This is a genomic window from Pediococcus inopinatus (assembly GCF_002982135.1).
GTDB lineage: Bacteria > Bacillota > Bacilli > Lactobacillales > Lactobacillaceae > Pediococcus > Pediococcus inopinatus.
On sequence record NZ_CP019981.1, the window covers coordinates 933,203 to 954,608 of the forward strand.

General features: G+C 37.8%; 25 protein-coding genes, 1 tRNA gene, 2 pseudogenes and 1 riboswitch. Of the genes and pseudogenes, 10 read left to right on the forward strand and 18 right to left on the reverse strand.

Features of this window, described 5'->3' with window-relative positions; all coding sequences use genetic code 11:
* Positions 1–32: 32 nt before the first annotated feature.
* Positions 33–100, reverse strand: a riboswitch (Fluoride riboswitch).
* Positions 101–277: 177 nt separating this feature from the next.
* The 3 genes from eno to PI20285_RS04725 form a co-directional block, all read right to left on the reverse strand.
* The gene (eno, locus tag PI20285_RS04715; protein WP_057771994.1) at positions 278–1,561 is read right to left on the reverse strand and encodes a phosphopyruvate hydratase; all 1,284 of its coding nucleotides are present in this window, start codon (positions 1,559–1,561) and stop codon (positions 278–280) included.
* 164 nt (positions 1,562–1,725) lie between these two features.
* Complete coding sequence (crcB, locus tag PI20285_RS04720) at positions 1,726–2,085, reverse strand: fluoride efflux transporter CrcB (protein ID WP_057771992.1); 360 nt, start codon at positions 2,083–2,085, stop codon at positions 1,726–1,728.
* Positions 2,079–2,471: a fluoride efflux transporter FluC gene (locus PI20285_RS04725; protein WP_057771990.1), complete on the reverse strand. Its 393-nt coding sequence runs from the start codon at positions 2,469–2,471 to the stop codon at positions 2,079–2,081. The genes crcB and PI20285_RS04725 overlap by 7 nt, the downstream gene beginning before the upstream one ends.
* A gap of 256 nt (positions 2,472–2,727) precedes the next feature.
* On the opposite strand from PI20285_RS04725, the gene PI20285_RS04730 reads away from it, so the two are divergent.
* The 3 genes from PI20285_RS04730 to PI20285_RS04740 all read left to right on the forward strand — a co-directional run bounded on the left by PI20285_RS04730 (position 2,728) and on the right by PI20285_RS04740 (position 4,731).
* Positions 2,728–2,815, forward strand: a tRNA-Ser gene (locus PI20285_RS04730).
* Between the two features lie 376 nt (positions 2,816–3,191).
* On the forward strand, positions 3,192–3,800 hold the full coding sequence (locus PI20285_RS04735; protein WP_057771988.1) for a cadmium resistance transporter: 609 nt from the start codon (positions 3,192–3,194) through the stop codon (positions 3,798–3,800).
* A 61-nt stretch (positions 3,801–3,861) separates the two neighbouring features.
* Complete coding sequence (locus PI20285_RS04740) at positions 3,862–4,731, forward strand: DegV family protein (protein WP_057771986.1); 870 nt, start codon at positions 3,862–3,864, stop codon at positions 4,729–4,731.
* Between the two features lie 29 nt (positions 4,732–4,760).
* On the opposite strand, the gene PI20285_RS04745 is transcribed toward PI20285_RS04740, so the two are convergent.
* The gene (locus PI20285_RS04745; protein WP_082623214.1) at positions 4,761–5,252 is read right to left on the reverse strand and encodes a MerR family transcriptional regulator; all 492 of its coding nucleotides are present in this window, start codon (positions 5,250–5,252) and stop codon (positions 4,761–4,763) included.
* A gap of 94 nt (positions 5,253–5,346) precedes the next feature.
* Between PI20285_RS04745 and PI20285_RS04750 the strand changes: the two genes are divergently transcribed.
* A complete protein-coding gene (locus PI20285_RS04750) occupies positions 5,347–6,069 on the forward strand; it encodes an SDR family NAD(P)-dependent oxidoreductase (protein WP_057771984.1) in 723 nt (240 codons plus the stop codon).
* A gap of 78 nt (positions 6,070–6,147) precedes the next feature.
* Here the strand turns inward: PI20285_RS04750 and PI20285_RS04755 are convergent.
* The 5 genes and pseudogenes from PI20285_RS04755 to PI20285_RS04775 form a co-directional block, all read right to left on the reverse strand.
* Positions 6,148–6,698 (reverse strand): annotated as a pseudogene (locus PI20285_RS04755) (sugar O-acetyltransferase).
* Positions 6,699–6,784: 86 nt separating this feature from the next.
* Positions 6,785–7,633 carry an NAD(+) diphosphatase gene (gene nudC / locus PI20285_RS04760; RefSeq protein ID WP_057771982.1) on the reverse strand — a complete coding sequence of 283 codons (849 nt, stop codon included), beginning with the start codon at positions 7,631–7,633 and terminating at the stop codon, positions 6,785–6,787.
* A gap of 117 nt (positions 7,634–7,750) precedes the next feature.
* Positions 7,751–8,506: an SDR family oxidoreductase gene (locus PI20285_RS04765; RefSeq protein ID WP_057771980.1), complete on the reverse strand. Its 756-nt coding sequence runs from the start codon at positions 8,504–8,506 to the stop codon at positions 7,751–7,753.
* Between the two features lie 105 nt (positions 8,507–8,611).
* The gene (locus PI20285_RS04770) at positions 8,612–9,166 is read right to left on the reverse strand and encodes a TetR/AcrR family transcriptional regulator (protein WP_057771978.1); all 555 of its coding nucleotides are present in this window, start codon (positions 9,164–9,166) and stop codon (positions 8,612–8,614) included.
* Positions 9,167–9,215: 49 nt separating this feature from the next.
* Positions 9,216–9,776, reverse strand: coding sequence for a TetR/AcrR family transcriptional regulator (locus PI20285_RS04775; protein ID WP_057771976.1), 561 nt, complete (start codon positions 9,774–9,776; stop codon positions 9,216–9,218).
* 170 nt (positions 9,777–9,946) lie between these two features.
* Here PI20285_RS04775 and PI20285_RS04780 point away from each other — a divergent pair, with 170 nt between their 5' ends.
* From PI20285_RS04780 to PI20285_RS04790, 3 genes are all read left to right on the forward strand, one after another.
* Complete coding sequence (locus PI20285_RS04780) at positions 9,947–10,582, forward strand: NAD(P)-dependent oxidoreductase (protein WP_057775546.1); 636 nt, start codon at positions 9,947–9,949, stop codon at positions 10,580–10,582.
* A gap of 169 nt (positions 10,583–10,751) precedes the next feature.
* Positions 10,752–11,720: a ring-cleaving dioxygenase gene (locus tag PI20285_RS04785; RefSeq protein WP_057775544.1), complete on the forward strand. Its 969-nt coding sequence runs from the start codon at positions 10,752–10,754 to the stop codon at positions 11,718–11,720.
* A gap of 2 nt (positions 11,721–11,722) precedes the next feature.
* Positions 11,723–12,343, forward strand: coding sequence for an alpha/beta hydrolase (locus tag PI20285_RS04790; RefSeq protein WP_057775543.1), 621 nt, complete (start codon positions 11,723–11,725; stop codon positions 12,341–12,343).
* A 205-nt stretch (positions 12,344–12,548) separates the two neighbouring features.
* Here the strand turns inward: PI20285_RS04790 and PI20285_RS04795 are convergent, their stop codons facing one another.
* The 9 genes and pseudogenes from PI20285_RS04795 to PI20285_RS11830 form a co-directional block, all read right to left on the reverse strand.
* Positions 12,549–12,800, reverse strand: a complete 252-nt coding sequence (locus PI20285_RS04795; RefSeq protein WP_057775541.1) for a hypothetical protein — start codon at positions 12,798–12,800, stop codon at positions 12,549–12,551.
* Positions 12,801–12,815: 15 nt separating this feature from the next.
* Positions 12,816–13,460, reverse strand: a complete 645-nt coding sequence (locus PI20285_RS04800; protein WP_057775539.1) for a hypothetical protein — start codon at positions 13,458–13,460, stop codon at positions 12,816–12,818.
* Between the two features lie 72 nt (positions 13,461–13,532).
* Positions 13,533–14,417 (reverse strand): IS3 family transposase, encoded by an 885-nt coding sequence (locus PI20285_RS04805; protein ID WP_105782191.1) that lies wholly within the window; start codon positions 14,415–14,417, stop codon positions 13,533–13,535.
* On the reverse strand, positions 14,402–14,659 hold the full coding sequence (locus PI20285_RS04810; RefSeq protein WP_017866964.1) for a transposase: 258 nt from the start codon (positions 14,657–14,659) through the stop codon (positions 14,402–14,404). The genes PI20285_RS04805 and PI20285_RS04810 overlap by 16 nt, the downstream gene beginning before the upstream one ends.
* Before the next feature lie 178 nt (positions 14,660–14,837).
* Positions 14,838–15,498 (reverse strand): annotated as a pseudogene (locus PI20285_RS04815) (transposase).
* A gap of 198 nt (positions 15,499–15,696) precedes the next feature.
* Complete coding sequence (locus PI20285_RS04820) at positions 15,697–16,320, reverse strand: flavin reductase family protein (protein ID WP_057774758.1); 624 nt, start codon at positions 16,318–16,320, stop codon at positions 15,697–15,699.
* Positions 16,321–16,401: 81 nt separating this feature from the next.
* On the reverse strand, positions 16,402–17,715 hold the full coding sequence (locus PI20285_RS04825; RefSeq protein ID WP_057774797.1) for an MATE family efflux transporter: 1,314 nt from the start codon (positions 17,713–17,715) through the stop codon (positions 16,402–16,404).
* A gap of 164 nt (positions 17,716–17,879) precedes the next feature.
* Positions 17,880–18,179 (reverse strand): hypothetical protein, encoded by a 300-nt coding sequence (locus PI20285_RS11825; RefSeq protein WP_231908622.1) that lies wholly within the window; start codon positions 18,177–18,179, stop codon positions 17,880–17,882.
* Positions 18,169–18,465, reverse strand: coding sequence for a hypothetical protein (locus PI20285_RS11830; RefSeq protein ID WP_057774763.1), 297 nt, complete (start codon positions 18,463–18,465; stop codon positions 18,169–18,171). The genes PI20285_RS11825 and PI20285_RS11830 overlap by 11 nt, the downstream gene beginning before the upstream one ends.
* 278 nt (positions 18,466–18,743) lie before the next feature.
* On the opposite strand from PI20285_RS11830, the gene PI20285_RS04840 reads away from it, so the two are divergent.
* Genes PI20285_RS04840 through PI20285_RS04850 form a run of 3 tightly spaced genes read left to right on the forward strand, consistent with a single transcriptional unit; the run spans position 18,744 to position 21,353 of the window.
* The gene (locus tag PI20285_RS04840) at positions 18,744–19,469 is read left to right on the forward strand and encodes an ABC transporter ATP-binding protein (protein ID WP_057774766.1); all 726 of its coding nucleotides are present in this window, start codon (positions 18,744–18,746) and stop codon (positions 19,467–19,469) included.
* A complete protein-coding gene (locus tag PI20285_RS04845; protein WP_057774768.1) occupies positions 19,466–20,683 on the forward strand; it encodes an ABC transporter permease in 1,218 nt (405 codons plus the stop codon). Before PI20285_RS04840 ends, PI20285_RS04845 begins: the two co-directional genes overlap by 4 nt.
* Positions 20,684–20,711: 28 nt before the next feature.
* Entirely contained in the window at positions 20,712–21,353 is a 642-nt protein-coding gene (locus tag PI20285_RS04850) for a TetR/AcrR family transcriptional regulator (RefSeq protein WP_057774771.1), read from the forward strand.
* The last annotated feature ends 53 nt before the right edge of the window (positions 21,354–21,406 follow it).

The following is a 21,406-nucleotide window of genomic DNA, read 5'->3' on the forward strand; positions in this document are numbered from 1 at the left end:
TCATCATTCTAAAAAAACGCCTACCAAAATTTAATTCAGTAGACGTTATTAATTATCATTGCTGATAATGGTTAAGGTGAACATCATCGCCGCATATGAATTGATTTTAATTTATAAAAAAGGCGATACAAATTTACTCGAGTCCAAAAGACTCTGTTAGCACTTAAAAGCTTGTCACCAAGGTGCTACCGTCCCTCTTATTACTGATATTTATGCACGTATCTTTTTCAGGAGGAGATACTAATTTAAGATAAATTTGGCATTGATTACTTAATGATTAGTCAAAATCAACGTCATTAGGGAAGCGAGCAATTCTTGTACTCTTGCCTAAGTCTTCTTCAATTCGTAATAATTCGTTGTACTTTTCAACACGTTCTGAACGTGCAGGAGCACCAGCCTTTAATTGAGCTGAGTTGGTAGCAACTGTAAAGTCAGCAACGAAGGTATCACCAGTTTCACCAGAACGATGTGAAATCATTGTTGTGTAACCATTCTTACGTGATAAACGAACAGCTTCAAGAGTTTCAGTAACAGTACCGATTTGGTTAAGCTTAATTAAAATTGAGTTAGCCAAGCCATTCTTGATAGCTTTAGTGATTAATTCAGGGTTGGTGCAGACAGGATCATCAGCAACGATTTGAACTTTGTCACCCATTTTAGCAGTAAACTTCTCAAAATTATCCCAGTCATCTTCACTGAATGGATCTTCAATAGAAATAATTTCAGGGAACTTCTTAAGAAGACCTTCGTAATACTGACCCATTTCGTCAGCTGATTTATGAGTTCCTTCAAAATCATATTGTTTTGTCTTTGTGTTGTAGAAATATGAAGCTGCAGCGTCAAAGGCAATCGCGATTTCTTTACCAGGTGTGTAACCTGCTTTTTGAATCGCTTCATGTAACATTGTCAATGCTTCTTCAGAAGACTTCAAGTCAGGTGCAAATCCACCTTCGTCACCTAGTCCTGATTGATAACCAGCATCTTCAATAACTTTTTTCAATGTGTGATATGTGTTAGCAATCTTTTCAAAACCATCACGGAAGCTTGTTCGTTCAACTGGAGTGATCATGAATTCTTGCATATCAATACCATTATCAGCATGTTCTCCACCGTTGATAACATTATGGAATGTTTGTGGTAATTCAAGGTCTGCACCGCCAAGATAACGGTACAAAGGAATCTTTTCGAAATTGGCAGCAGCACGGGCAGTTGCCATTGAAACACCGAGAATAGCATTAGCACCTAAACGAGCCTTATTCTTAGTTCCATCAAGATCAATCATAATTTGGTCAACATTGCCTTGGTTAAATGGTGAAACACCTTTCAAGGCTTTGTTGATCTCAGTATTTACATTGTTAACAGCTTTGCTGACACCTTTACCCTGAAGACGATCGCCGCCATCACGTAATTCAACAGCTTCAAGTTCACCAGTTGAGGCACCTGATGGTACTTCGGCACGGCCGAGTGTGCCATCTGATAAAATGACATCTGCTTCAACAGTTGGATTGCCTCGAGAATCAAAAATCTCTCTTGCTTTAACCTGATCAATATATACTGACATATAAAAAATCCTCCTCATATTTTACCTCGAAAAAAAGGACGTCTGCCATAGCTAAATAAGCTTGGCAGACGTCATCAATTATCCGAAAATAATATTAACGCGAACGTCATCGCGTTTAAGTTTTTACAAGATCAGTATAGTTCAGGTTTTTTAATTTTGCAAATTTAAATGTTAAAAATGAAAGCACCAAAACTAATTGCAGTAATTCCCACAATTAAAGAACCTAAGACATACTCTACTGCAATCCAATAACGCCGCTCTTGAATTAAAATTATCGTTTCAAAACTCAAGGTTGAAAATGTTGAAAGGCCCCCACAAAAGCCAACGCCACCCAACGCATACAGATTGCCAGTTTCTAACGTTAATGTTGCAAACATGCCCAATATTAAACAGGCTAAAACATTAATTATTAAGGTTCCAAAAGGAAAATAAGACGGGACCCGTTTTTTTATATATTTTGTCATCTCATAACGCAAAATTGCCCCAAAACTTGCACCGATTCCAACCAAGCTCACTGTCACCATTCTGATTTGTCCTCCCTTGGATGTAACTTCTCACCAAGAAGAATTCCCAGCCACGCACCAATGATGCCACTAATCAAGCTCAAGGCTGCATAGCCAAATCCCAATAAGTATTGATGATTAGCTAATAGATCAAAGATTTCTAATGAAAATGATGAAAAAGTGGTAAATGCCCCAATCAACCCGGTTCCGATTCCCAAAGTTAACCTCGCTGAAATACGTTCATTCAAACTCCACGCGGTTGTTATTAAAGCCAATAGAAAACTACCGATGATATTAATAAATAGTGTCGGCACAGGAAAATAATCTCCAAATGGAATCAGTTGATCGAGCCCATAACGTAAAATACCACCTGCAAACGCAAAAATCCCAATAACTAGTTCATCCATTTAGGACATCTCTTTTCTAAACCGTTTAAAATCATAGTTAATAGTTTACCAAAATTTTTGGTTTCTGAAAAGAACGTTATTTTCATGCTGGTTTTCAAAATTTCATAAAACAGGCACAAACAGGATAAATAAGGAGAGTACAGGAATTGAACCTAAGCAGCTGTTGCCTGTATGAAGACAAGCTTGAAATGAAGATTTAAAAAAAACGCTTTTTGCCAATATGCCAGATTTTTGGTATACTTATTTAGTAAATTCTGGAGAGTTGGCAGAGTGGTAATGCACCGGACTCGAAATCCGGCGAACCGGCTTATACCGGCGCGCAGGTTCAATTCCTGTACTCTCCTTAAAATAATAGAAAAGTGTTGCCATAATTTGTCCTGATTGGACATCTTATGACAACATTTTTTTACTTACTTTAATAAAACTGGGCTTGTTCCCTTCACTGCCTGTTTTATCTAAACCGCCACTTGCCCTAGTATCAAAAGATGGCTCGTTGATCAAACTTACCACATATGTGGCCACACTTAAAAAAAAGATTTCTGACCAATCGGGCAATCGCACAGTCTGCAGCTAAATTTAGAACTAAAGGCTCCAATTCGGTTTAAACTGTCAAAGTTTTTTTGATAAGTCCATAAAAAGCAAATTTAAAAATTTCTCACAAGTAAGTTACAATGGAAATACTGTTATCATTTTCTGCTTCAAACGAAAGGAATCTCCACAATGGGAAAAATCATTTTATCTGGTGCCACAGCCTACATATCGACAAGTATCGATTACTTGATCATCTTAATGCTTATTTTTAGCCAGGTACGATCTCACAAACAGCGATGGGCCGTTTACTTAGGCGATCTGTTGGGAACCGGGACCTTAGTTTTGGCCGCTTTGATATTGGCCTTCATTCTCCACCTTGTACCAGCCGAATGGGTACTCGGAATACTGGGTATCATTCCAATTCTTATGGGGCTTAAGCTCTTAATAAAAGGTGAAGAAGATACGGATGACATTGTTCATGAAACCCTATCCAGTCACCGGGGCTTAATGTTGAACGTCGCTACGATTACAATTGCAACTTGTGGTGCAGACAATATTGGGATTTATGTCCCATTTTTTGTGACCCTTTCCCCATCTGCCATAGTCATTGTATTGCTTACCTTTTTAGTCATGCTAACCCTATTCTTTATTGCTGGGTACAGCCTAGTAAAAGTCCCGATAATTGCGGGCATTCTGGAAAAATATGGTCGTTGGTTGACGGCGGCAGTTTATATTTTAATTGGCCTGTACATTATGGTAGAAAGCGGCACTTTAACTAAATTTCTATCATTAATATAATGCTAAGTAATCCGGATTGGCGTAAAATGAAAATCATAAACGTAAAACAAGGGAGTATATCATGTATCAATTACTAACAGATTCAGGCGTTGACTTACCCTACCAACTTCTTGCAGATAATCATGTTGGCTTCGTATCAATGCATGTGGATATCGACGGCCAGGACTATACTGATGATTTAGAACATAAATTTGATCTTAATCATTTTTACCAACAAATTGATAAGGGCGTTATGCCTTCAACAGCCCAAATTAACATTGGTCAGTTTGTTGAGTTTTTCAAGCCTTATGTAAAAAAACAAATTCCTATTTTATACCTAGGTTTCTCATCTGGTTTAAGTGGCACCTTTAATAACGCTAAAAATGCTAAAAAAATGCTAGTACAAGAGTATCCCGATGCTCAAATATTTTTAGTGGATTCTCTTGCCGCTAGCTGTGGCGAAGGATTAATGGTACTTGATGCAATTGACAAGAAAAAAGCTGGCATGGACATTACTGAACTAGCTGACTGGTTAGAAACAAACCGCCTGCGTTATCGCCAGTGGTTTACAGTTGATGATCTGAATTATCTGTATCACGGTGGTAGAGTCTCACGGGCATCAGCTGCTGTTGGGTCGCTCCTCCATATCAAACCAGTAATGGATGTAGATACGATGGGTTACTTGCGAGTGGTTAGCAAAGCCCGCTCGCGACGAAAATCACTAAAAGCACTGGCAGACAATACGCTTGAAACGTTGGCAAACCGGGATAATCCCCGCATCGTCATTGCAACTAGTCAAGCTGATGAGGCTGCTCAACTAGTTAGCGATCATATTCATGAAAGCATCCCTGAAGCTCAGGTCTTAATTGAGCATATCGGACCAACCATTGCTAGCCACACTGGTTTAGGATGTGTGGCAGTCTTCTCCTTAGGTAATTCAGAACGTAAATAAATTTAACGATTATCCAGACTAGCATATTGCTAGTCTTTTTTTGATCTTAGGTCAATTAATTCCCGAATATCACTAGAATTTTTCAATTTTGCCCGATACTGATCATGCGTGGTTGGATCCACAAATTTTGTTCCGGGCGTAAAGTGAATATCTTCGGTTCCTGCTTCTACAGAAGTTTTGTAGTACCATTTTTTAAATCTCAAAAAATCCAATTGGCTTTGCATTTCATGAACTTTATCCTCTAAAGCGCCCTCTTCTTGATCTAAATAATCATATCGCTCCTGGAGTGTCCCATCCCCTTGCAAACATAAACTAATGAAGTTCCCGATGTCTTTGATAGGTACGCCACTCTTTTTTAAACAATTAATCACTTCAAGAAAATTAAAATCATTATCTTTAAATTTACGTCTGCCAGCGGCATCTCGATCTACAAAAGGAAGCAATCCTTTTTTATCATAATACCTAAGTGCCGATGTGGTGGTTCCCATTTTTTCTGCTGCTTCTCCAATTGAATAATTCAAAATATTATCTCCATTTCATGTTTGACTTAAACCCGGGTTCAAGTCGTATGATAACAGAGAATTAAGAAATTATAAATATGAGGAGATAATTTTTATGGCAAATAAAACATGGTTAATCACAGGAACATCAACAGGCTTTGGTCGAAACTTAGCAACTTTACTGGCAAAAAAACCAAATATAAACTTAGTAGCCACTGCCCGAAATGTTGATAAGCTAGCCTATTTAGACAAGTTTAACCAGGGTCAGATCAAAAAGCTAACTTTAGACGTCACCAAGCCAGCGGAAATTGAAGAAGTTGTCAAACAAACTTTAAAATCTTTTGGTTCCATTGATGTTTTAGTTAATAATGCTGGTATTGGGTATTTTGGGACTTTTGAAGAAAGTAATCGCGATGCCGTCAAATATATGTTTGACGTCAACGTATGGGGACTAGTGGATATGACGCGTAGTGTATTAGCCACCATGCGTAAACAAAAATCGGGTGTGATTGTAAATTTTTCATCAATTGGTGGCCTGTTCTCTTTTCCTACCCTTTCGTTTTATCATGGAAGCAAGTATGCAGTTGAAGGCATTAGCGAGGCAATCGCCAAAGAGGTTGCAAATTCTGGTATCAAAGTAATGTTGGTCGAACCAAGTGGTTTTAGAACCGACTGGGCCGGTCGCTCCTCAGAAAAAGTACTACCTGAAATTAAAGACTACGAGCAATTCAAACAATTTATTGTCGCTAATACTGAAGGCGCCCATCACGAAGCCGGTGATCCAGAAGCAGCGGCAGTGTTTGTACACAAACAAAGAACTCTCGGATCGTTGAACTGAGGCTTGCCTCCAATAACGTTAAATATTAATTTGCAAAAAAAGTAGCAAACTCAAATCTGGAGTTTGCTACTTTTCTATCTATAAAGACTTAATTTTACGGGCCGGTACACCACCAACTAATGTGTTATCTGAAATATCTTTCGTAACGACTGCTCCGGCAGCAATCACCACGTTATTGCCGATTGTCACCCCCGGCATAATGGACACTTTGCCACCGATCCACACATCATTACCAATTGTGACTGGTGAAGCCTGGGCCAAATATTTACGGCGCCCTTCTGGAGTCATGGGATGATTAACCGTGTAAATATCTACATTTGGTCCAATCATCACGTTATGACCCATCGTGACCGGTGCAATATCCAAAATCGTTAAATTATAATTACTTAGAAAATCTTCACCCACATGAATATTTTTGCCATTGTCACAATTAAAATTTGCTTGGACTGACACTCGCTTACCAGTTGAGCCAAAAATTTCTTTAATTTTTTAGTTTGCGCTTCGGGATTATTTGCAGAAATTTGGTTAAACTCCTCGCATAGATGAGCAGCACGTGCCTTTCGCTTAGCTACCTCACTGTCTAAAAAATAATATTCCTCGCCAGCCTCTAACTTTTCCAATTCAGTCATCATATCACCTCATATTCCATGTTAGCACTTAGACTCTGGTTTAAGTCCAGCAATTAAGGGAATGTTTTTCTCATTAGCTTTAACTATTACTTAATTTCACCCTTACGAAACGCTTCAATCATCGTTTTCGTCAAGCTAAGGGTTGTATCATCTTGCGGAAGCTTATCACGATCGAACCACTTTGCCATTGCCAATTCTGCTTCATCAGAATGGTATTCTTCGGTTGTATAAGCATCCGGACCCACATTATCGGCAAAAAATCCCATTAAAACAGATTGGGAAAATGCCCACGGCTGACTTTTATAGTATTGAATGTGATTAACTTGTAACCCTGTTTCTTCAAAAACTTCTCGTCTGATCGTGTCTTCAAGGGTCTCCCCAACTTCAACGAATCCTGCGATTAGCGCGTATCGTTTATAGCCAACAGCATATTTAGTTAATAACAATTGGTCGTTTTTCTTTACACCCACAATAATGGCTGGCGAAATTCTCGGAAAGATTTCTGCGTGACATGATGGACAAACTAACTTTCTCTCATTGGTTCCTTTAACTAAGCGATGCCCACAATGCCCACAAAAACGAGTTTGTAAATACCAATTTGCCAAATGGGCTGCTGTGGCGGTGGCAAAAGCTAACCATTTGGGTTGCAGTGTTCTCAACACATTCAAATTTTGGAACCTAAAATCGGTTTTCTCTTTGAGTTCTATATCAAAAAAGAAGAAGCTGCGGCCTTCAATTGATAACAAGTAGTCTGCCTGCGTGAACTCTTTGCCATAGTTTTCTTGTATTTTCTGAAATGTCGGTACCTGAGCAACACCGTCGACATCCCGCATTAGAATTTTATTTTTATTTAAAATTACCACGTAATCCAACGGAGTAATTTCTTTAGGCAGATATTGAATATCTAAAATATGTGGTTGAATCTCTTGAAACATTTAGGTTGCCTCTTTTCAGAATTGTTTGTCTTTTCATAATAAATCTAAACTAAAAAAATAGCCATCAAACATCTTTCAGCATCGAAACATGTTTGATAAGCTATTGCTACTTCAAAGCTACCAGGGTAAAGTTCCTTCGTTTTCAGTAAAGGTACCGGTAGTTTTATCATCTGGGTCAGAGGCAAGTTTAACAACGCGAGCTGCCCCTTCTTCAACATCTTGCATCCCCGGTATCTTAGGGCTATCAATTGAACGACCACCAAATCCCGTAGCCGTCCAACCAGGATTAACAGAATTCACGGTGATTCCAAATTCTTTTAATTCTTTGCTGAGGTCAATTGTTACAAAGTTTACGGCTGCCTTAGAAGATTGATAACCGACTGAACTAACTTGATAAAAACGGGACTGCGGATCACTAGCCAATCCCAAAGAGCCCATGTTGCTTGAAAGATTAATAATCTTAGCCCAGGTAGATTTTTTCAATAGTGGCACCATTGCTTGCGTAGTATCAATTAAGCCAAAGAAGTTAACATCGAACTCTTCACGAATTGTTGCTGTTGAGATTTCTGAAGCTTTTTGATGGGCATCATTGGTCATTCCCGCATTATTAATTAAAACATTTAACCGACCATATTCAGCCTGAATTTTGTCTGCTGCTTTTTTGATACTCTCTTGATCAGTCACATCAAGTTGAATGAGATCAGCTTTAACGCCCAGATCAGTCAACTTTTTTACTGCTTTTTCTCCACGTTCAATATTGCGTGAACCCAGCAAAATGTGTTGACCTTTTTGTCCGAGTTCCTTAGCCGTTTCAAAACCAACGCCCTTATCGGCCCCGGTAATTAAAGTTAATACTTCTTCGTTATCAGCCATCTTTAAAAATCCTCCATTTTTAAAATCAAAATTCTTTCAAAAATATCCTAACACATTTTTAGAATTTAATAACCAGTGTAATAAAACAAATAAGGGGCCTATGTCTCACAACCTGTTGGGTAATAGTAATCGATACAATCGCAAGGCCTCTGCTTTGGGCATGGGTTCTTTTGCGTCAGCAATTTGTTGCGCAAAATTGAAGATTGCCGTACCCAAATATTCACTAATAAAATTCTTAGCTTCTTTTGAATAATCACGTGAAATTAGGATTTTCAACGCTGTTCCGCCAAATAAATCCTGAATCTTAGCTTGCATATGACTCCATTTAACCATTTTAATCAAATCTAGATTTGCATATATCACATCAATAACTGTGATACTGCCGTTCTCAAAATTCACCCGATTTAACGCATCTATCTTCTGTTCAAATTCAGAAATGGCCATTAGAAACTGAACCATCACAACATCTTCAATTCCTTGATGATGTCGGTAAAATGTCGCTCTTGAAACTCCTGCACTTTCACATAATGCTTTGATTTCAATTTGATCAAAACCGATGCCCTCTTGCCATTTTTGCTTGAGTGTTTGAATTAATTTTGATTCCGTTTGTTGTTTGCGTTTATCAATTTTAAATTGCGCATCTAAAAACATTTTTGCCATATTATGTAGTGAGCCATCTCCTGCTTTGACAGCTCTTAATCTCCTTTGTTTATGATTCTTCTAACATCATCAAGATTTGTGCTACGCTCTTTTTAAAATCAGCCTGTCTCACTTCAATACTATTTCCATCATTATCATGCGAATTGACTGATTCTCCGAGCATGAAGTCAGAAAGCAATGCGGTCCCACGCCGAATCGTCTCAGCATCACGCGTAAGTTGTCCCAGGTATAAAGGTAACATGTCATATAAGCGGTGATATTGTGTCGCGACATCTACGTACTTTAAATACTTGGATACCGCCGCAAAATCATGGGGAATGACATCACTATATTTATCAAATGCCACAGTGTATGTTAATTGGATAAGTGCCGCTGCTCCACTTAATCCAATTAAAGATTGATAAAGCTGGTCCACCAATTCTTGCATGCTTTTCGCAAAAACCTTAGCTCGCAGGTCTTCGGTATTTTTTGTATAGCGATACATGGATTGAGGCTGAATATCTAGACGTTTCGCAACCCGACTTAAAGTAACTGTTTCAAAACCGCTTTTTGCTGCAAGTTCGGTAGCAGCCTCCACAACACGTTCTTCATTTAAAATTCTTTTTTTCATTATTTTCTCCAATTCGAGCTGAATGGCTTGCTAAACTTAGTCACTAAGTTTATAATTCTTGTTAAACTTAATAACTAAGTTTATCATAAAATCTTGATATTCATCAATCAATATAATTATAACGAGTTTCCGATTGTGACTGAGATATCAAACTTATAAGGAGAACTATTATGAAAATTGGAATTATTGGTGCCACCGGTAACTTTGGTAACGTTGTTTTTAATGAAGCACAGGATCGTGGTCATGAAGTCACGGCCATTGTTCGGAATGCAGCTAAGGCTAAAAAAATGCTTGGTGATGATATAAAGGTCATCGAAAAAGACGCCCTCTCACTTACCAAAGCGGACCTGAGCGGTTTTGATGCGATTGTTAACGCATCTGCGATCCAACCAGCCTATCTAAACTTGGATCTTGCAACAAAACTAGTTAGCTTCTTCCGTGAGGATGAGCATACCCACTTATTATTCATCTCTGGAGCAAGTTCCTTAATCAAAGCTGATGGTACGATCCAGATCAACGACATTTTAAAAACATTTGCTGGACAACCTTGGATCGATACTCCCCTGCAACAAGTTCATGAACTACAATTTCTACAATGGATTGATAATGTGAAATGGACTGTTATGACCCCACAAAGTGACTTTATTGCTGGTGATAAGACTAAGTATCGCCTTGGAACTAACGAAATTATGACCGATAAAAATGGCAAATCTCAAGTTTCATTTGGTAATTTTGCCGCAGCTTTAGTTGATGAGTTAGAAACACCTAAACACGTTCAACAACAGTTCACCGTCGTTGATGATTAATCTCTCCATCACGGACAACACGCTAATCCCCCTCACCGGTGGTTGGCGCGTTTTTTTATACAAATCAAAAAATAAGGCAAAAAAAGTAAAATATAGTTTACTTACTTTTTGTAAGCTGGTATACTATGCTCAACAAATATAAAAGCACTAGCCAAGGGAGGCAATCATTATGAATACAAATTTACTGGGACTTCACCACATCACCGCGATTACTTCTAGCTCACCAAAGATCTTTAAATTTATGACCGAGATTCTTGGGTTACATCTAATCAAAAAAACGGTTAATCAAGACGACGTTCGTACCTATCATTTATACTTTACAGATGATATGGGAAAAGCCGGAACAGATTTGACATTCTTTGATTTTCCTGGTATTCCAAAGGGTAAACAAGGAAAAAACGGTATTACTCGGATTGGATTCCGTGTTCCAAATGACAAGGCCCTTGACTGGTGGCAAGACCGCTTTGACGAATTTGATGTTCGTCACAAAGAAATTAAAACGCGTTTTGGAGCCAAGTACCTTTATTTCTATGATTTTGACGATCAGCAATATCAACTTGTATCAGATGAAATTAATCATGGGGTTCCGGCTGGCGATCCATATCGTCACAGTCCCGTACCTGCAGAATACGCCATCAGCGGCTTAGGACCTTCCTTTGTCACGGTTGACTATCCCGAACAATTAAATAAGGTCTTAACTGAAGTGATGGGCTTCACAAAATTGGATACTGAAGATGGCAAAACTCTTTATGAATTACACGACAGCGGCCATGGCGCCCAAATTGTCACAGAAACAAGCGTTGTGCTACCAGATCAATTCCAAGGTTTCGGAACTGTGCATCACATGGCGTTTCGAACTGAGGATGCCGAAAGTCTGAATTGGTGGATCAAACGGATTCAAGGAGCACGCCTTGCCCAATCTGGGTTAGTGGATCGATTCTACTTCAAGTCAGAATACTTCCGTCCTGGTCGTGGCGTACTCTTTGAAATTGCTACCGATGGCCCTGGATTCTTACTAGATGAAACTTATGAAGAAGCTGGCGTTCATTTGGAATTACCACCTTTCTTGGAAGATCAACGTGAAGATATTGAAGGACACCTTGTAGATTTTAATACGGAACAAAAAACGGAGGATTAACAATGGCTAACGAACAAGCCCATGTTTTCTTCAAATCAGGAGACCCTGCTGTCGCCCCTATTCTGATGCTTCATGGTACCGGTGGTGATGAAGAGGATCTCTCAAAAATTGCCAGTTATCTTTCCCCATCTAGTCCGCAATTAGGGATTCGCGGACACTTGATTGAAAACGGACAAACCCGTTATTTCAACCATACTGAAGATGGCGGTTTTGATCTAGAAAGTTTAGATTCTGAAACCGATTGGTTGTTGGAAGCTATCGACACCTACTCTGAACAGTATCATCTCAACCAGGAAAAAATGATTGTGGTTGGTTACTCCAATGGTGCCAATGTGGCCGCGTATGCTTGGTTAGCAAAACACCCTCTTTTCAAGAAGGCCGTGTTATTTCATCCGATGGTGTTGACCCAAGTCACGACACTACCCGATCTTTCTAACGTTAGTTTGTGGGCATCACATGGTGCACAGGATCCGATCGTCTCTAAAACAAACTTCGATGAACTGATGCAAACTCTTGATACAGCACATGCTGATATTTCCATTTTTGAACATGAGCAATCACACAACATTAACGAACCTGAATTAGTCAGTGCTAAGGCATGGGTAACCGCCCATTTAAATTAAATGCACATAAAAACTCAGCAAACCTATTGTGAATTTAGGTTTGCTGAGTTTTTTGTTTAATAACTTTTTAAATATAATTCATTCTTAAAATCTTGCATACGTGACATTTTGATCAATATAACCGTTAAAAAAGGTCTTTACTTCGAATGTGATAGTATAGATTCATTATTATTTTATTGATAACCACTATTTTAGACCTTATTAATTAGCCTTTCATTCTTTTCAACGTACGCCAATCCCAAAAAAGTGCAAGCAGCGAAAAAATCATCACCATAGGAAAGAGCGCACGTAAATCCATCCAGAACATTGCCAAAACGATGCCAAACACGGGAACGATGATAATATATCTATACATGCCAAATTTAAGAAAAACCCATTTTTTATATTTTCCAGGAATAAAACTACTGATAATCAAAAGTACGGGTAACCCAACACTTACGATTGTTTCAATATTCATATCTTATTTACCTCCTTAGAAGGTGTGAAAAGATACGCCACCTTGATAATTCATATCCATGTAAATATGTTTCTTGCGGTGTGAATTATTATAAGCATTTAGTCGCCGGGCTACATGCTGAAAATATAGTGCTCCTGATCCTGCAACGGCGGTCGCAACTCCAGAAGACAACACAGTACTTACAATTCCAAGTCCAGTAAGAGTTTCAGCATGACTATAAAACCTATTCACAATATAATTCACTGCTGCATTTGTTTTAAAATAAACTCTTTCTCCCCACCAGAACCATTTGTGACTTAGTCCCTTAACAGAAGCTGATCGTGCCATAATTTGAGGAGTGTGTGTATTCTCGTTAATTTCTTTTGTTTCTGGATTAATAGTGTATCCATTTTTTCGGATAGTATCGTTAGTGGTAGAAATTTGTGTTTCGATAATGTCTCTCAGATCTGGCGTAACCATCGATGTATTAAGAATAAATTGATTATCTTTTACTACCACAAATTTGTCTACTTTTTCAACTTCTGACTGCGACAAAAATTGTTTCTCATTCCCCCCCTGTAACTGTTCTGCACCGGTTGTTGCAGCCTCAGCATATGTAATTGATCCTCCAAACGACAACAAAATTGAAGCTACAATAATTTTAATTACTAGCTTTCTCATAAAAAATCCCCCCATATTTTATTTTGTTAAAATGGATTTAGGTCAAGAATCTGGACACATTTTATGTATAATTTAAGCGACTAATTTTTCCTTTTCATTTGGAGTTAAATAATCAATGCTACTGTGAATTCGAGCACTGTTATAAAAGCTCTCAATGTAGCTGAATATTGCAGCATTTGCTTCTTCAAAATCCTGATAATGGTGTTGGTAAACCTCTTCTTTTTTCAAACTGGCGTGAAATGATTCCAAACATGAATTGTCATAGGGACAGCCACGCTTGCTATAAGAATGGCGAATATGGTGTTGCGCTAAGATCTGTTCAAAGCCAGCACTGCGGTACTGGCTACCCAGATCGGTATGCACAATTAAGTTATTAGTCGTCTTTCTAGTTTCAAAGGCTTGTTGAAAAGTGCTGATCACAAGATCAGCAGTCATATGACGGCTGATTTTATGGGCAATGATTTTACGTGAATATAAATCCTGAATGCTTGATAAATAACACCAGCCATTGGCTTTGGTGTGAATATAAGTTATGTCTGCACACCACTTTTGATTTGGACTGGTTGTACGAAAATCTTGCGCGAGTATATTTGAATAATCAGTCGCATCAATATCATTAGTTTGTTGATAATGCCACTTCTTGCGCGTGATTGATTTTAACCCCATTTGGCGCATTAATCGTTGAACTAGCTTAATACTGGCAGTCTTACCTTCTTTTTGTAACGCTTTTAGAATTTTAGGTGCCCCGTAGATACGTCTAGAATTAAAGTAAATGCGTTTAATCGACTGGCTAAGTGTCTTACGACGCTTGGCTTGTGGCGATACATGATTCTGCTGATGTTCATAGTAAGTTGAGCGTGGAACTGAGAGTACTTTACAGGTTTCTTTGATACTATGGTGCTTCAAATTAATATCAACGGCTGTCTGCCAGTCATCTGGGTTTACTTTTTGGCGAATATGGTTAAGGCTTTTTTTAAGATGTCATTCTCACTTTCTAGCTGTTTCAAACGTTTTTGCAACGCTAAAACATCTGATTTGGAAATTCCACTTCCTTTGTCTTCTTTATATAGATTAATCCATTTGTAAATAGTTACATTTGATACACCATATTCGTCTGTAAGATCAGCTACCGGGGCGCCATCCTGGTACAGCTTGACAATCATTTTTCTAAAATCTACTGAGTACTTTTTCTTGGTCATAAAAACACAATCCTTCCTATTATGGAATTATACTAAATCGTGTCCATGATTTCATACTACCTTCAAAACGCTTTAATTGTATATCACTTAACCTCAAAAAACAATTCTATTTTAATACGTAAGTTATTTAAACGTTTAAAGTACCATCGCTATTATCTTCCCAAATTGTTAAATTAAGTTAGAAAGAAGTTAATACCTCATCTGTGATATGTTTCATAAAAATTTTAATAGGCGTTTTATAGCCTAAAGACTTACGTGAGATATGATTTCTTCTTGTACTGATTTGTTGAACAAATTCGTCAGATTAATCACAAAAATCTAACAACTTTTCAAGGCCCTCTTTTCGAAGAAGCCCATTATTATTTTCGTTAAGTCCTCGCTGATTAGGTGTACCAACTTGAGCAAAGTACGTACTAATATCGTGTTTGTTGGAAATTCCTTGCCAATCAGCAAATGCTGTATTTTTCATTGGTAACTGATGGACATCAAAATAACCACGTTTGAACATTCTGTAAAGTGTTCGAGCATTACAGCTAATCTGGTGTTCTGAACGACCGATGATCGTGTCAGGCGTCCAACCATCTTTTTATGCGTTCGTTAATGTAGTCAGTCTCGTCAACGGGCAAAATAATACGTTTGCGCCCACATTTGGCCTTGTTTTTGATGTAGCGTTCCTGATAATCAACAACGCTTAGGCCATCTTCTAAAGCGTGATAAACATGATAAATTGTTTGTTTTGAGCGCCTAAGGTGCTGAGATACTTTATAAGCTTTTTCACCATTTTTCCAGAATGCATATATAGTTGTGAGTTCAGTTGTGCTAAGATGTTTGTAGGTCATTTGTGGTCATCACTTTCTATTTTATTAGCGTAGAATGAAAGCTTACCACAAATGGCTTTTTTGTTTTTTTCTAACTTAATTTTACAAACGGCGTACAAAAATACTCGTACCCAATCAGAATTCTGTTTCTGAGTGAATACGAGTTTAATTTCATTTTATTAATCTTTCAAAACATCTTACCTAAGCTTTGTCTCAATTTTACTTTGGTCGTGTAATTCGATAAGTTTTTCCAAGATTTGCGTATTGGGGACCAGCTAATCTAGCAACCGGCTTTAAAGCCTTCGCATCGATATAATTCTTTTCTTGATTCAAAATTGTCTCGTCAAAATACATCTCAACAACTTTCAAAATAAACATATCGGTAATGATCTGATCATGAGCATCTTTAATAGGCACGTATTGATAAACTTGGACTTCAAAACGAACCTTAGCAGCCTGCAACCCCGGAACTGCCACAAGTTTACTTTCAACTGTTTCTAAATTAGTGTCTGCCAACTCGGTTTCCTTGGCATCCAAACTGGCCGCAGTCTGATTCATTTTATGCACGAGCCCTTCCGAAACAACGTGAACAACCGCTTCTTTGGTATCGATCAAATTACGGGCAGTATCTTTTATGCTGCCATCTTCCTTCCGTAAAATTGAAACGGAAACAAGCGGTTCCTTGCCAGCAACACCACTAAAAAAGCTGAACGGTGCCAGATTAATCACACTTTTATCCCGATTATAGGTTGTGATCCACGCAATCGGACGGGGAATCACGCTGCCACTAATAAGTTTGTAGGCTTCTTTAGCTGCTAAATCCTGGCTATTTATTGAAATCAACTTGATCACGCTCCTTATTTTATGTAAGCAAGTGTAACTTATTTAACCACACTCTGGCAACTGATTCAGTTTTCAGAGTGTTTAAGCCAACAGCTGCTTATACAACCAAAATCCAATCAAGAAGGTTAGAACATCTGCCACCGGTTGAGCCACGATAACACCCTGAAAGCCAAACACGGCCGACAAAATTATAATTGCAATCGCAAAAATCACACCTTGCCGAGAAATTGCCATAACTAAAGCTCCAAGTGCTTTGCCAGCGGATTGAAAAATTGTCGTAAACACAAGGATTGCACCAATGAATGGGGCTGTTATCAAAAGCCACCGTAACATGATGGTACCCATGGAAATAACAGCAGCGTTACGCATGAATAATGCCATTATTTGTGGTGCAAAAATCATTAAAATCACTGCACAGATTAAGGCGTATACAACTTCAACCATAAAATCAAATCTCACAATATCTTTGAATCGCTGTTTATCTCCAGAACCATAATTATAACCAATCAACGGCTGTGCACCAAAGGCAAAACCAACCATAATCAACATCACGACCATGTATATTTTTAACACGATCCCCATTGATGCAATCGCCGTCGCCCCATAGGGAGCCAAATAATTATTTAACATCATGACTCCGAAGCTTTGCATAAAATTTGTCAACGAAGCTGGAATTCCAATACTTAAAACATCACGCATGGCAGTCTTCGAAACGTGCACCTTTTTAAGGGATAAAGAGAGTACCTGAGAATCTTTAATCATGAAATAAACCAACAAAGAAGTATTCAACATATAGCCAATTACATTTGCCAAACCAACGCCAATGGCTCCCCAGTGAAAACTAAACAGAAAAATTGGATCTAGGATAATTGTCAACACCGTTCCTGAAATCGTTGCAATCATTGATTTGGTGGCTAACCCTTCCGTCCGAATAATATTACCGGGTACCAAAGACACAATAATAAAGACTGCCCCCATTGCCAACATGCGGTAAAAATCGGCCGCATATTGATAAGTTTGTGAAGTCACCCCCATTACTCCCAAAATTGGCCGTTCAAACACCAACATTAAAACCGTTAAAAATAAGCTGAATACAATGGAACTGTAAAAACAAAAACTACTAAGGCGGGCACTTTCGTCATGTTTCTTTTTACCCAAAAGCCGTGAAATTGCTGCGCTCCCACCTAACCCAAAGATATCGCCGATTGCCAGCATAAATGAAAATAATGGGGTTCCTAATGCAATGCCAGCAACTAAGTCTGCATTACCAGTTTGTGCCACAAAAAATGTGTCAGCTAAATTGTAAATCATACTAGTAACCATGCCTAACACCACTGGCAAGGCGATCTTCATATACACCTTTGGAATTGGCGCATGCGCGAATAATTCATCCATATCCATAATTGTTTCCTCCTTCCATAAAAAAATCCCCAGCCAAAGTAACCTGAATCCGGTTGCTTTGCCCTGGGGTTTTAATACCTCTTACATTAACTCGATATTTCTCAATTAATTCTACTACTGGGTTTTATTTTTGTCCAACATTGTTTGAAAACGGCTTCTTACTTTTTAGTAGTGAGCCAATCCTCTGCTTTCGCATAGACCTTGGCAACATCATCCGGACGATCAATCCCCAGTAAATCGGAACTGATTTTTCCACCAGCAGCCTGACGAACATAAGCCAAAAATTGATATGAAGGACGTAATCCTTCAAGTTCTTTAGGATCAATTTTTAAAGTTGTCCCTGGCACGACTGGCCGTAAATTATCACTTTCGTTGATTGAAATCATACTTGCAATCTTCCAATCTTGATCGCGTTTTTCCACCCGATAGATCAAACGACGGTAAGATTCAATTTCCATTAAAACACCTTTGACAATCATCCGCATATGGGGTCGTTGTAGGTAATTCCACATAAGCTCGAGTGCCGTTTTGATGCACAACAGGAGTACTAATACTACCGAAAATTGAAAACTTAGGATCAACTTCCGCAGGTTCCCCATGTAAAAAGCTGTCTAAACTACCAGCCTGCCAACTAGTTGCCACCGTCGAATCTGGGTAGTAGCAATCTGCTAATTCCTTAACGTGCCGTACTCGGTATAAACGTTCTCTGGCCACTAATTGACTAATTTCAGCGTAATCATTCATAAAATTTCCTCCTAATTCTTAGATCGATAAGTTTCTTTTCTTTAAATAATATTCCGGCTAATTAAGTCCTCATACTAATTACCCATAGTATAAGTGTTTTTACACATGAATAGAAGAAACTTATGAAACGGATTTCCTCTAAATGTCGCAATATAAAAAATTTAAATGTAGTCATAAAATAGACCTCTTGGCATCCAAGTTTAAGTGTTTATAATCAAATTAGATAAGTGAGTGATTACTCACTTATCTAAAAAAACATTAGAGGAGATTATTTTTTTATGAAAGAAGCAATAATTTCATTAACACACTTAATGAAAAAATTTAGTTCGCAAACTGTTTTAAAAGATGTAACACTCGCTGTTAAACCAGGCGAAATAGTTGGCTTGATTGGCCCATCAGGTGCTGGAAAATCAACAATTATTAAAACTACGCTTGGAATGGAAGTTGCTGATGGTGGTTCCGCAACCGTGTTTGGTAAAACAATGCCTAACCGACAATTGCTTTCTAAAATTGGCTATATGGCTCAAACTGATGCGCTTTATGACTCATTAACTGCTAAAGAAAACTTAGCTTTTTATGGAAGAATGAAAGGCCTTAATAAAACAGAGATTCAAAATGAAATTGAACATGTCATTCGTGTCGTGGATTTGTCTCAAGACTTAAATAAACGAGTCAGTGGATATTCTGGTGGTATGATGCGTCGCCTTTCACTGGCAATTGCGCTACTAGGTAATCCCAAATTATTAATTCTAGATGAACCAACTGTGGGTATCGATCCAGCCCTTCGTCGTCAAATTTGGCGAGAATTAGCGAAAATAAGAAATGAAGGTCGTGCCATTTTAATCACAACCCATGTCATGGATGAAGCTGAGCTAGTTGATAATGTGGCACTAATCCTGGATGGAAAAATTATGGCTTTTGACACTCCAAAAAAATTAAAACAACAATACCAGGTCAACACAATTGAAGATGTATTTTTGAAAGCAGAAGGTGTAGAAAAATGAGAACAATTACAATTATGAACCGCGTTTTAAAAGAGCTTTTCCGAGATAAACGAACTTTAGCGTTGATGTTTTTGGCACCAATTTTAGTCCTAACTTTGATGAATGTCGTGTTTTCAAGCAATTCTTCCACAACAGTCTCAATTGGCACAGTTTCAGTTTCGAAAAGTGTAAATTCTGATCTCAATAAGATTAAACATGTTAACGTTCAAAAATACGCAGATTATGCTTCAGCAAAAAAAGACTTAAAACAAAACAAACTAGATGCAATTATTCAAAAGGCGCATAATAAGTATACATTAACGCATGCAAATACCGATTCTAGCAAAACAATTGCTGTTAAAATGGCTTTTAAAAGTGCCTTAACTGAAAGTAATATGAATGATCTTAAAAACAATTTACTGACTTCAACCACTGCACTAAAAAAAGTACAAAAACAACTTGTGACAACTTCTTCTGCCTTGGCAAAATTGCAGGTACAAACTGCTAAAGCTAATAAGCAAAAATCAATCAATGAATCTACAAAATTACCCAATCAACCACAAAAAGAGACGTCAGTTAAACATGTTTCATCTCCTCAAGTGTTAAATAAATATGTATACGGGAATTCAGATACCGGTTTCTTCACTAAAATCATTCCGATTTTAATGAGCTTCTTCGTTTTCTTCTTTGTCTTTCTAATTTCTGGCATGGCATTATTAAAAGAACGCACCAGTGGCACCTTGGATCGCCTGTTGGCAACTCCGGTCAAACGATCAGAAATCGTGTTTGGTTATATGTTAAGTTATGGTATTCTAGCAACCATTCAAACTATCACTATAGTGCTGTATACGGTTTGGGTACTTGGTCTTCAAGTCATAGGAAATTTAGGTAGCGTAGTCTTTATCAATTTAATTTTGGCGTTAGTAGCGCTGGCTTTCGGAATCTTGATTTCTACTTTTGCCAATTCTGAATTCCAAATGATGCAATTTATTCCTGTTTTAATTATTCCTCAAATTTTCTTTTCGGGAATTATTCCGTTAGATACAATGGCGGATTGGGTAAAAGGTATTTCCTATGTTATGCCCATAAAATATTCTGGTGATGCCGTCTCAGATATTGTTATGCGTGGTACCCACATTACAGCGCTCGGATCAAACATTGACATACTTTTTGGATTCTTGATCGTTTTAACTTTATTAAATATTATTGGTTTACGCCGTTATCATAAAGTATAGTAATCTATATATATGGAGGACTCTCAAAATGGATAACAATATATTTTTAAATTATCGCGAATGGCTTGCTGAACAAAAAATTCCCAAAGGAAAGCGATCCGTTTTGCTTGCAGGCCTTGATTTGTTTTCGCAGTATGGCTTTAACGGAACCTCAACAGCTCAAATAGCTACAAAAGCCGGAACTAGTCAAGCCACCATTTTTAAATACTTCAAAACGAAGGAAGACTTATTATTGGCAATTATTCAACCCATCATCAAGAACTTGCTTCCCATTTACCAAAAAGATTTCTTGAATTCTTTAAATAAATTTACGACCGTCAAAGATCTGATTCACTTCTTTATAAGAGATCGTTATCATTTCGTTTCTGTGAATATGGATGCCTTTATAATCATTTTTTCTGAATTTCTAACTAATAAAAAGGTTCGGGATTTATTTATGCAACTTATTACTGCCTCTGCTCCTAAAATATCCGGAGCAGCATTCATGCAGAATCCACTTAAAAAACAGATTCGACCGGAGTTGGATTCTTTAACGATTATCAGAACGATTCTTGGACAAATGATAATTTATCTTTTGCAACAAAAATATGCTCCAAAAATTACGACAGATTTAAATCATGATTTAAATCTTATTGAAGAACAAATTACCCGTGCAATTAGCATTAACTAAAAAAGAATGAAGCCAAGATAATAATTTTGATATTATCCTTGGCTTCATTCTTT

Bases quoted from the DNA above. Each gene is read 5' to 3' on its own strand.
- nudC (WP_057771982.1), bottom strand. From the start codon at position 7,633: ATGTTTCAAGAGATTCAACCACATATTTTAGATATTCAATATCTGCCT.
- PI20285_RS04845 (WP_057774768.1), top strand. From the start codon at position 19,466: ATGAGAACAATTACAATTATGAACCGCGTTTTAAAAGAGCTTTTCCGA.
- PI20285_RS04765 (WP_057771980.1), bottom strand. From the start codon at position 8,506: ATGGCTGATAACGAAGAAGTATTAACTTTAATTACCGGGGCCGATAAG.
- eno (WP_057771994.1), bottom strand. From the start codon at position 1,561: ATGTCAGTATATATTGATCAGGTTAAAGCAAGAGAGATTTTTGATTCT.
- PI20285_RS04810 (WP_017866964.1), bottom strand. From the start codon at position 14,659: ATGACCAAGAAAAAGTACTCAGTAGATTTTAGAAAAATGATTGTCAAG.
- PI20285_RS04780 (WP_057775546.1), top strand. From the start codon at position 9,947: ATGAAAATTGGAATTATTGGTGCCACCGGTAACTTTGGTAACGTTGTT.
- PI20285_RS04750 (WP_057771984.1), top strand. From the start codon at position 5,347: ATGGCAAATAAAACATGGTTAATCACAGGAACATCAACAGGCTTTGGT.
- PI20285_RS04735 (WP_057771988.1), top strand. From the start codon at position 3,192: ATGGGAAAAATCATTTTATCTGGTGCCACAGCCTACATATCGACAAGT.
- PI20285_RS04775 (WP_057771976.1), bottom strand. From the start codon at position 9,776: ATGAAAAAAAGAATTTTAAATGAAGAACGTGTTGTGGAGGCTGCTACC.
- PI20285_RS11830 (WP_057774763.1), bottom strand. From the start codon at position 18,465: ATGAATGATTACGCTGAAATTAGTCAATTAGTGGCCAGAGAACGTTTA.
- PI20285_RS04740 (WP_057771986.1), top strand. From the start codon at position 3,862: ATGTATCAATTACTAACAGATTCAGGCGTTGACTTACCCTACCAACTT.
- PI20285_RS04790 (WP_057775543.1), top strand. From the start codon at position 11,723: ATGGCTAACGAACAAGCCCATGTTTTCTTCAAATCAGGAGACCCTGCT.
- crcB (WP_057771992.1), bottom strand. From the start codon at position 2,085: ATGGTGACAGTGAGCTTGGTTGGAATCGGTGCAAGTTTTGGGGCAATT.
- PI20285_RS04770 (WP_057771978.1), bottom strand. From the start codon at position 9,166: ATGGCAAAAATGTTTTTAGATGCGCAATTTAAAATTGATAAACGCAAA.
- PI20285_RS04795 (WP_057775541.1), bottom strand. From the start codon at position 12,800: ATGAATATTGAAACAATCGTAAGTGTTGGGTTACCCGTACTTTTGATT.
- PI20285_RS04725 (WP_057771990.1), bottom strand. From the start codon at position 2,471: ATGGATGAACTAGTTATTGGGATTTTTGCGTTTGCAGGTGGTATTTTA.
- PI20285_RS04785 (WP_057775544.1), top strand. From the start codon at position 10,752: ATGAATACAAATTTACTGGGACTTCACCACATCACCGCGATTACTTCT.
- PI20285_RS04800 (WP_057775539.1), bottom strand. From the start codon at position 13,460: ATGAGAAAGCTAGTAATTAAAATTATTGTAGCTTCAATTTTGTTGTCG.
- PI20285_RS11825 (WP_231908622.1), bottom strand. From the start codon at position 18,179: ATGGAAATTGAATCTTACCGTCGTTTGATCTATCGGGTGGAAAAACGC.
- PI20285_RS04850 (WP_057774771.1), top strand. From the start codon at position 20,712: ATGGATAACAATATATTTTTAAATTATCGCGAATGGCTTGCTGAACAA.
- PI20285_RS04840 (WP_057774766.1), top strand. From the start codon at position 18,744: ATGAAAGAAGCAATAATTTCATTAACACACTTAATGAAAAAATTTAGT.
- PI20285_RS04825 (WP_057774797.1), bottom strand. From the start codon at position 17,715: ATGGATGAATTATTCGCGCATGCGCCAATTCCAAAGGTGTATATGAAG.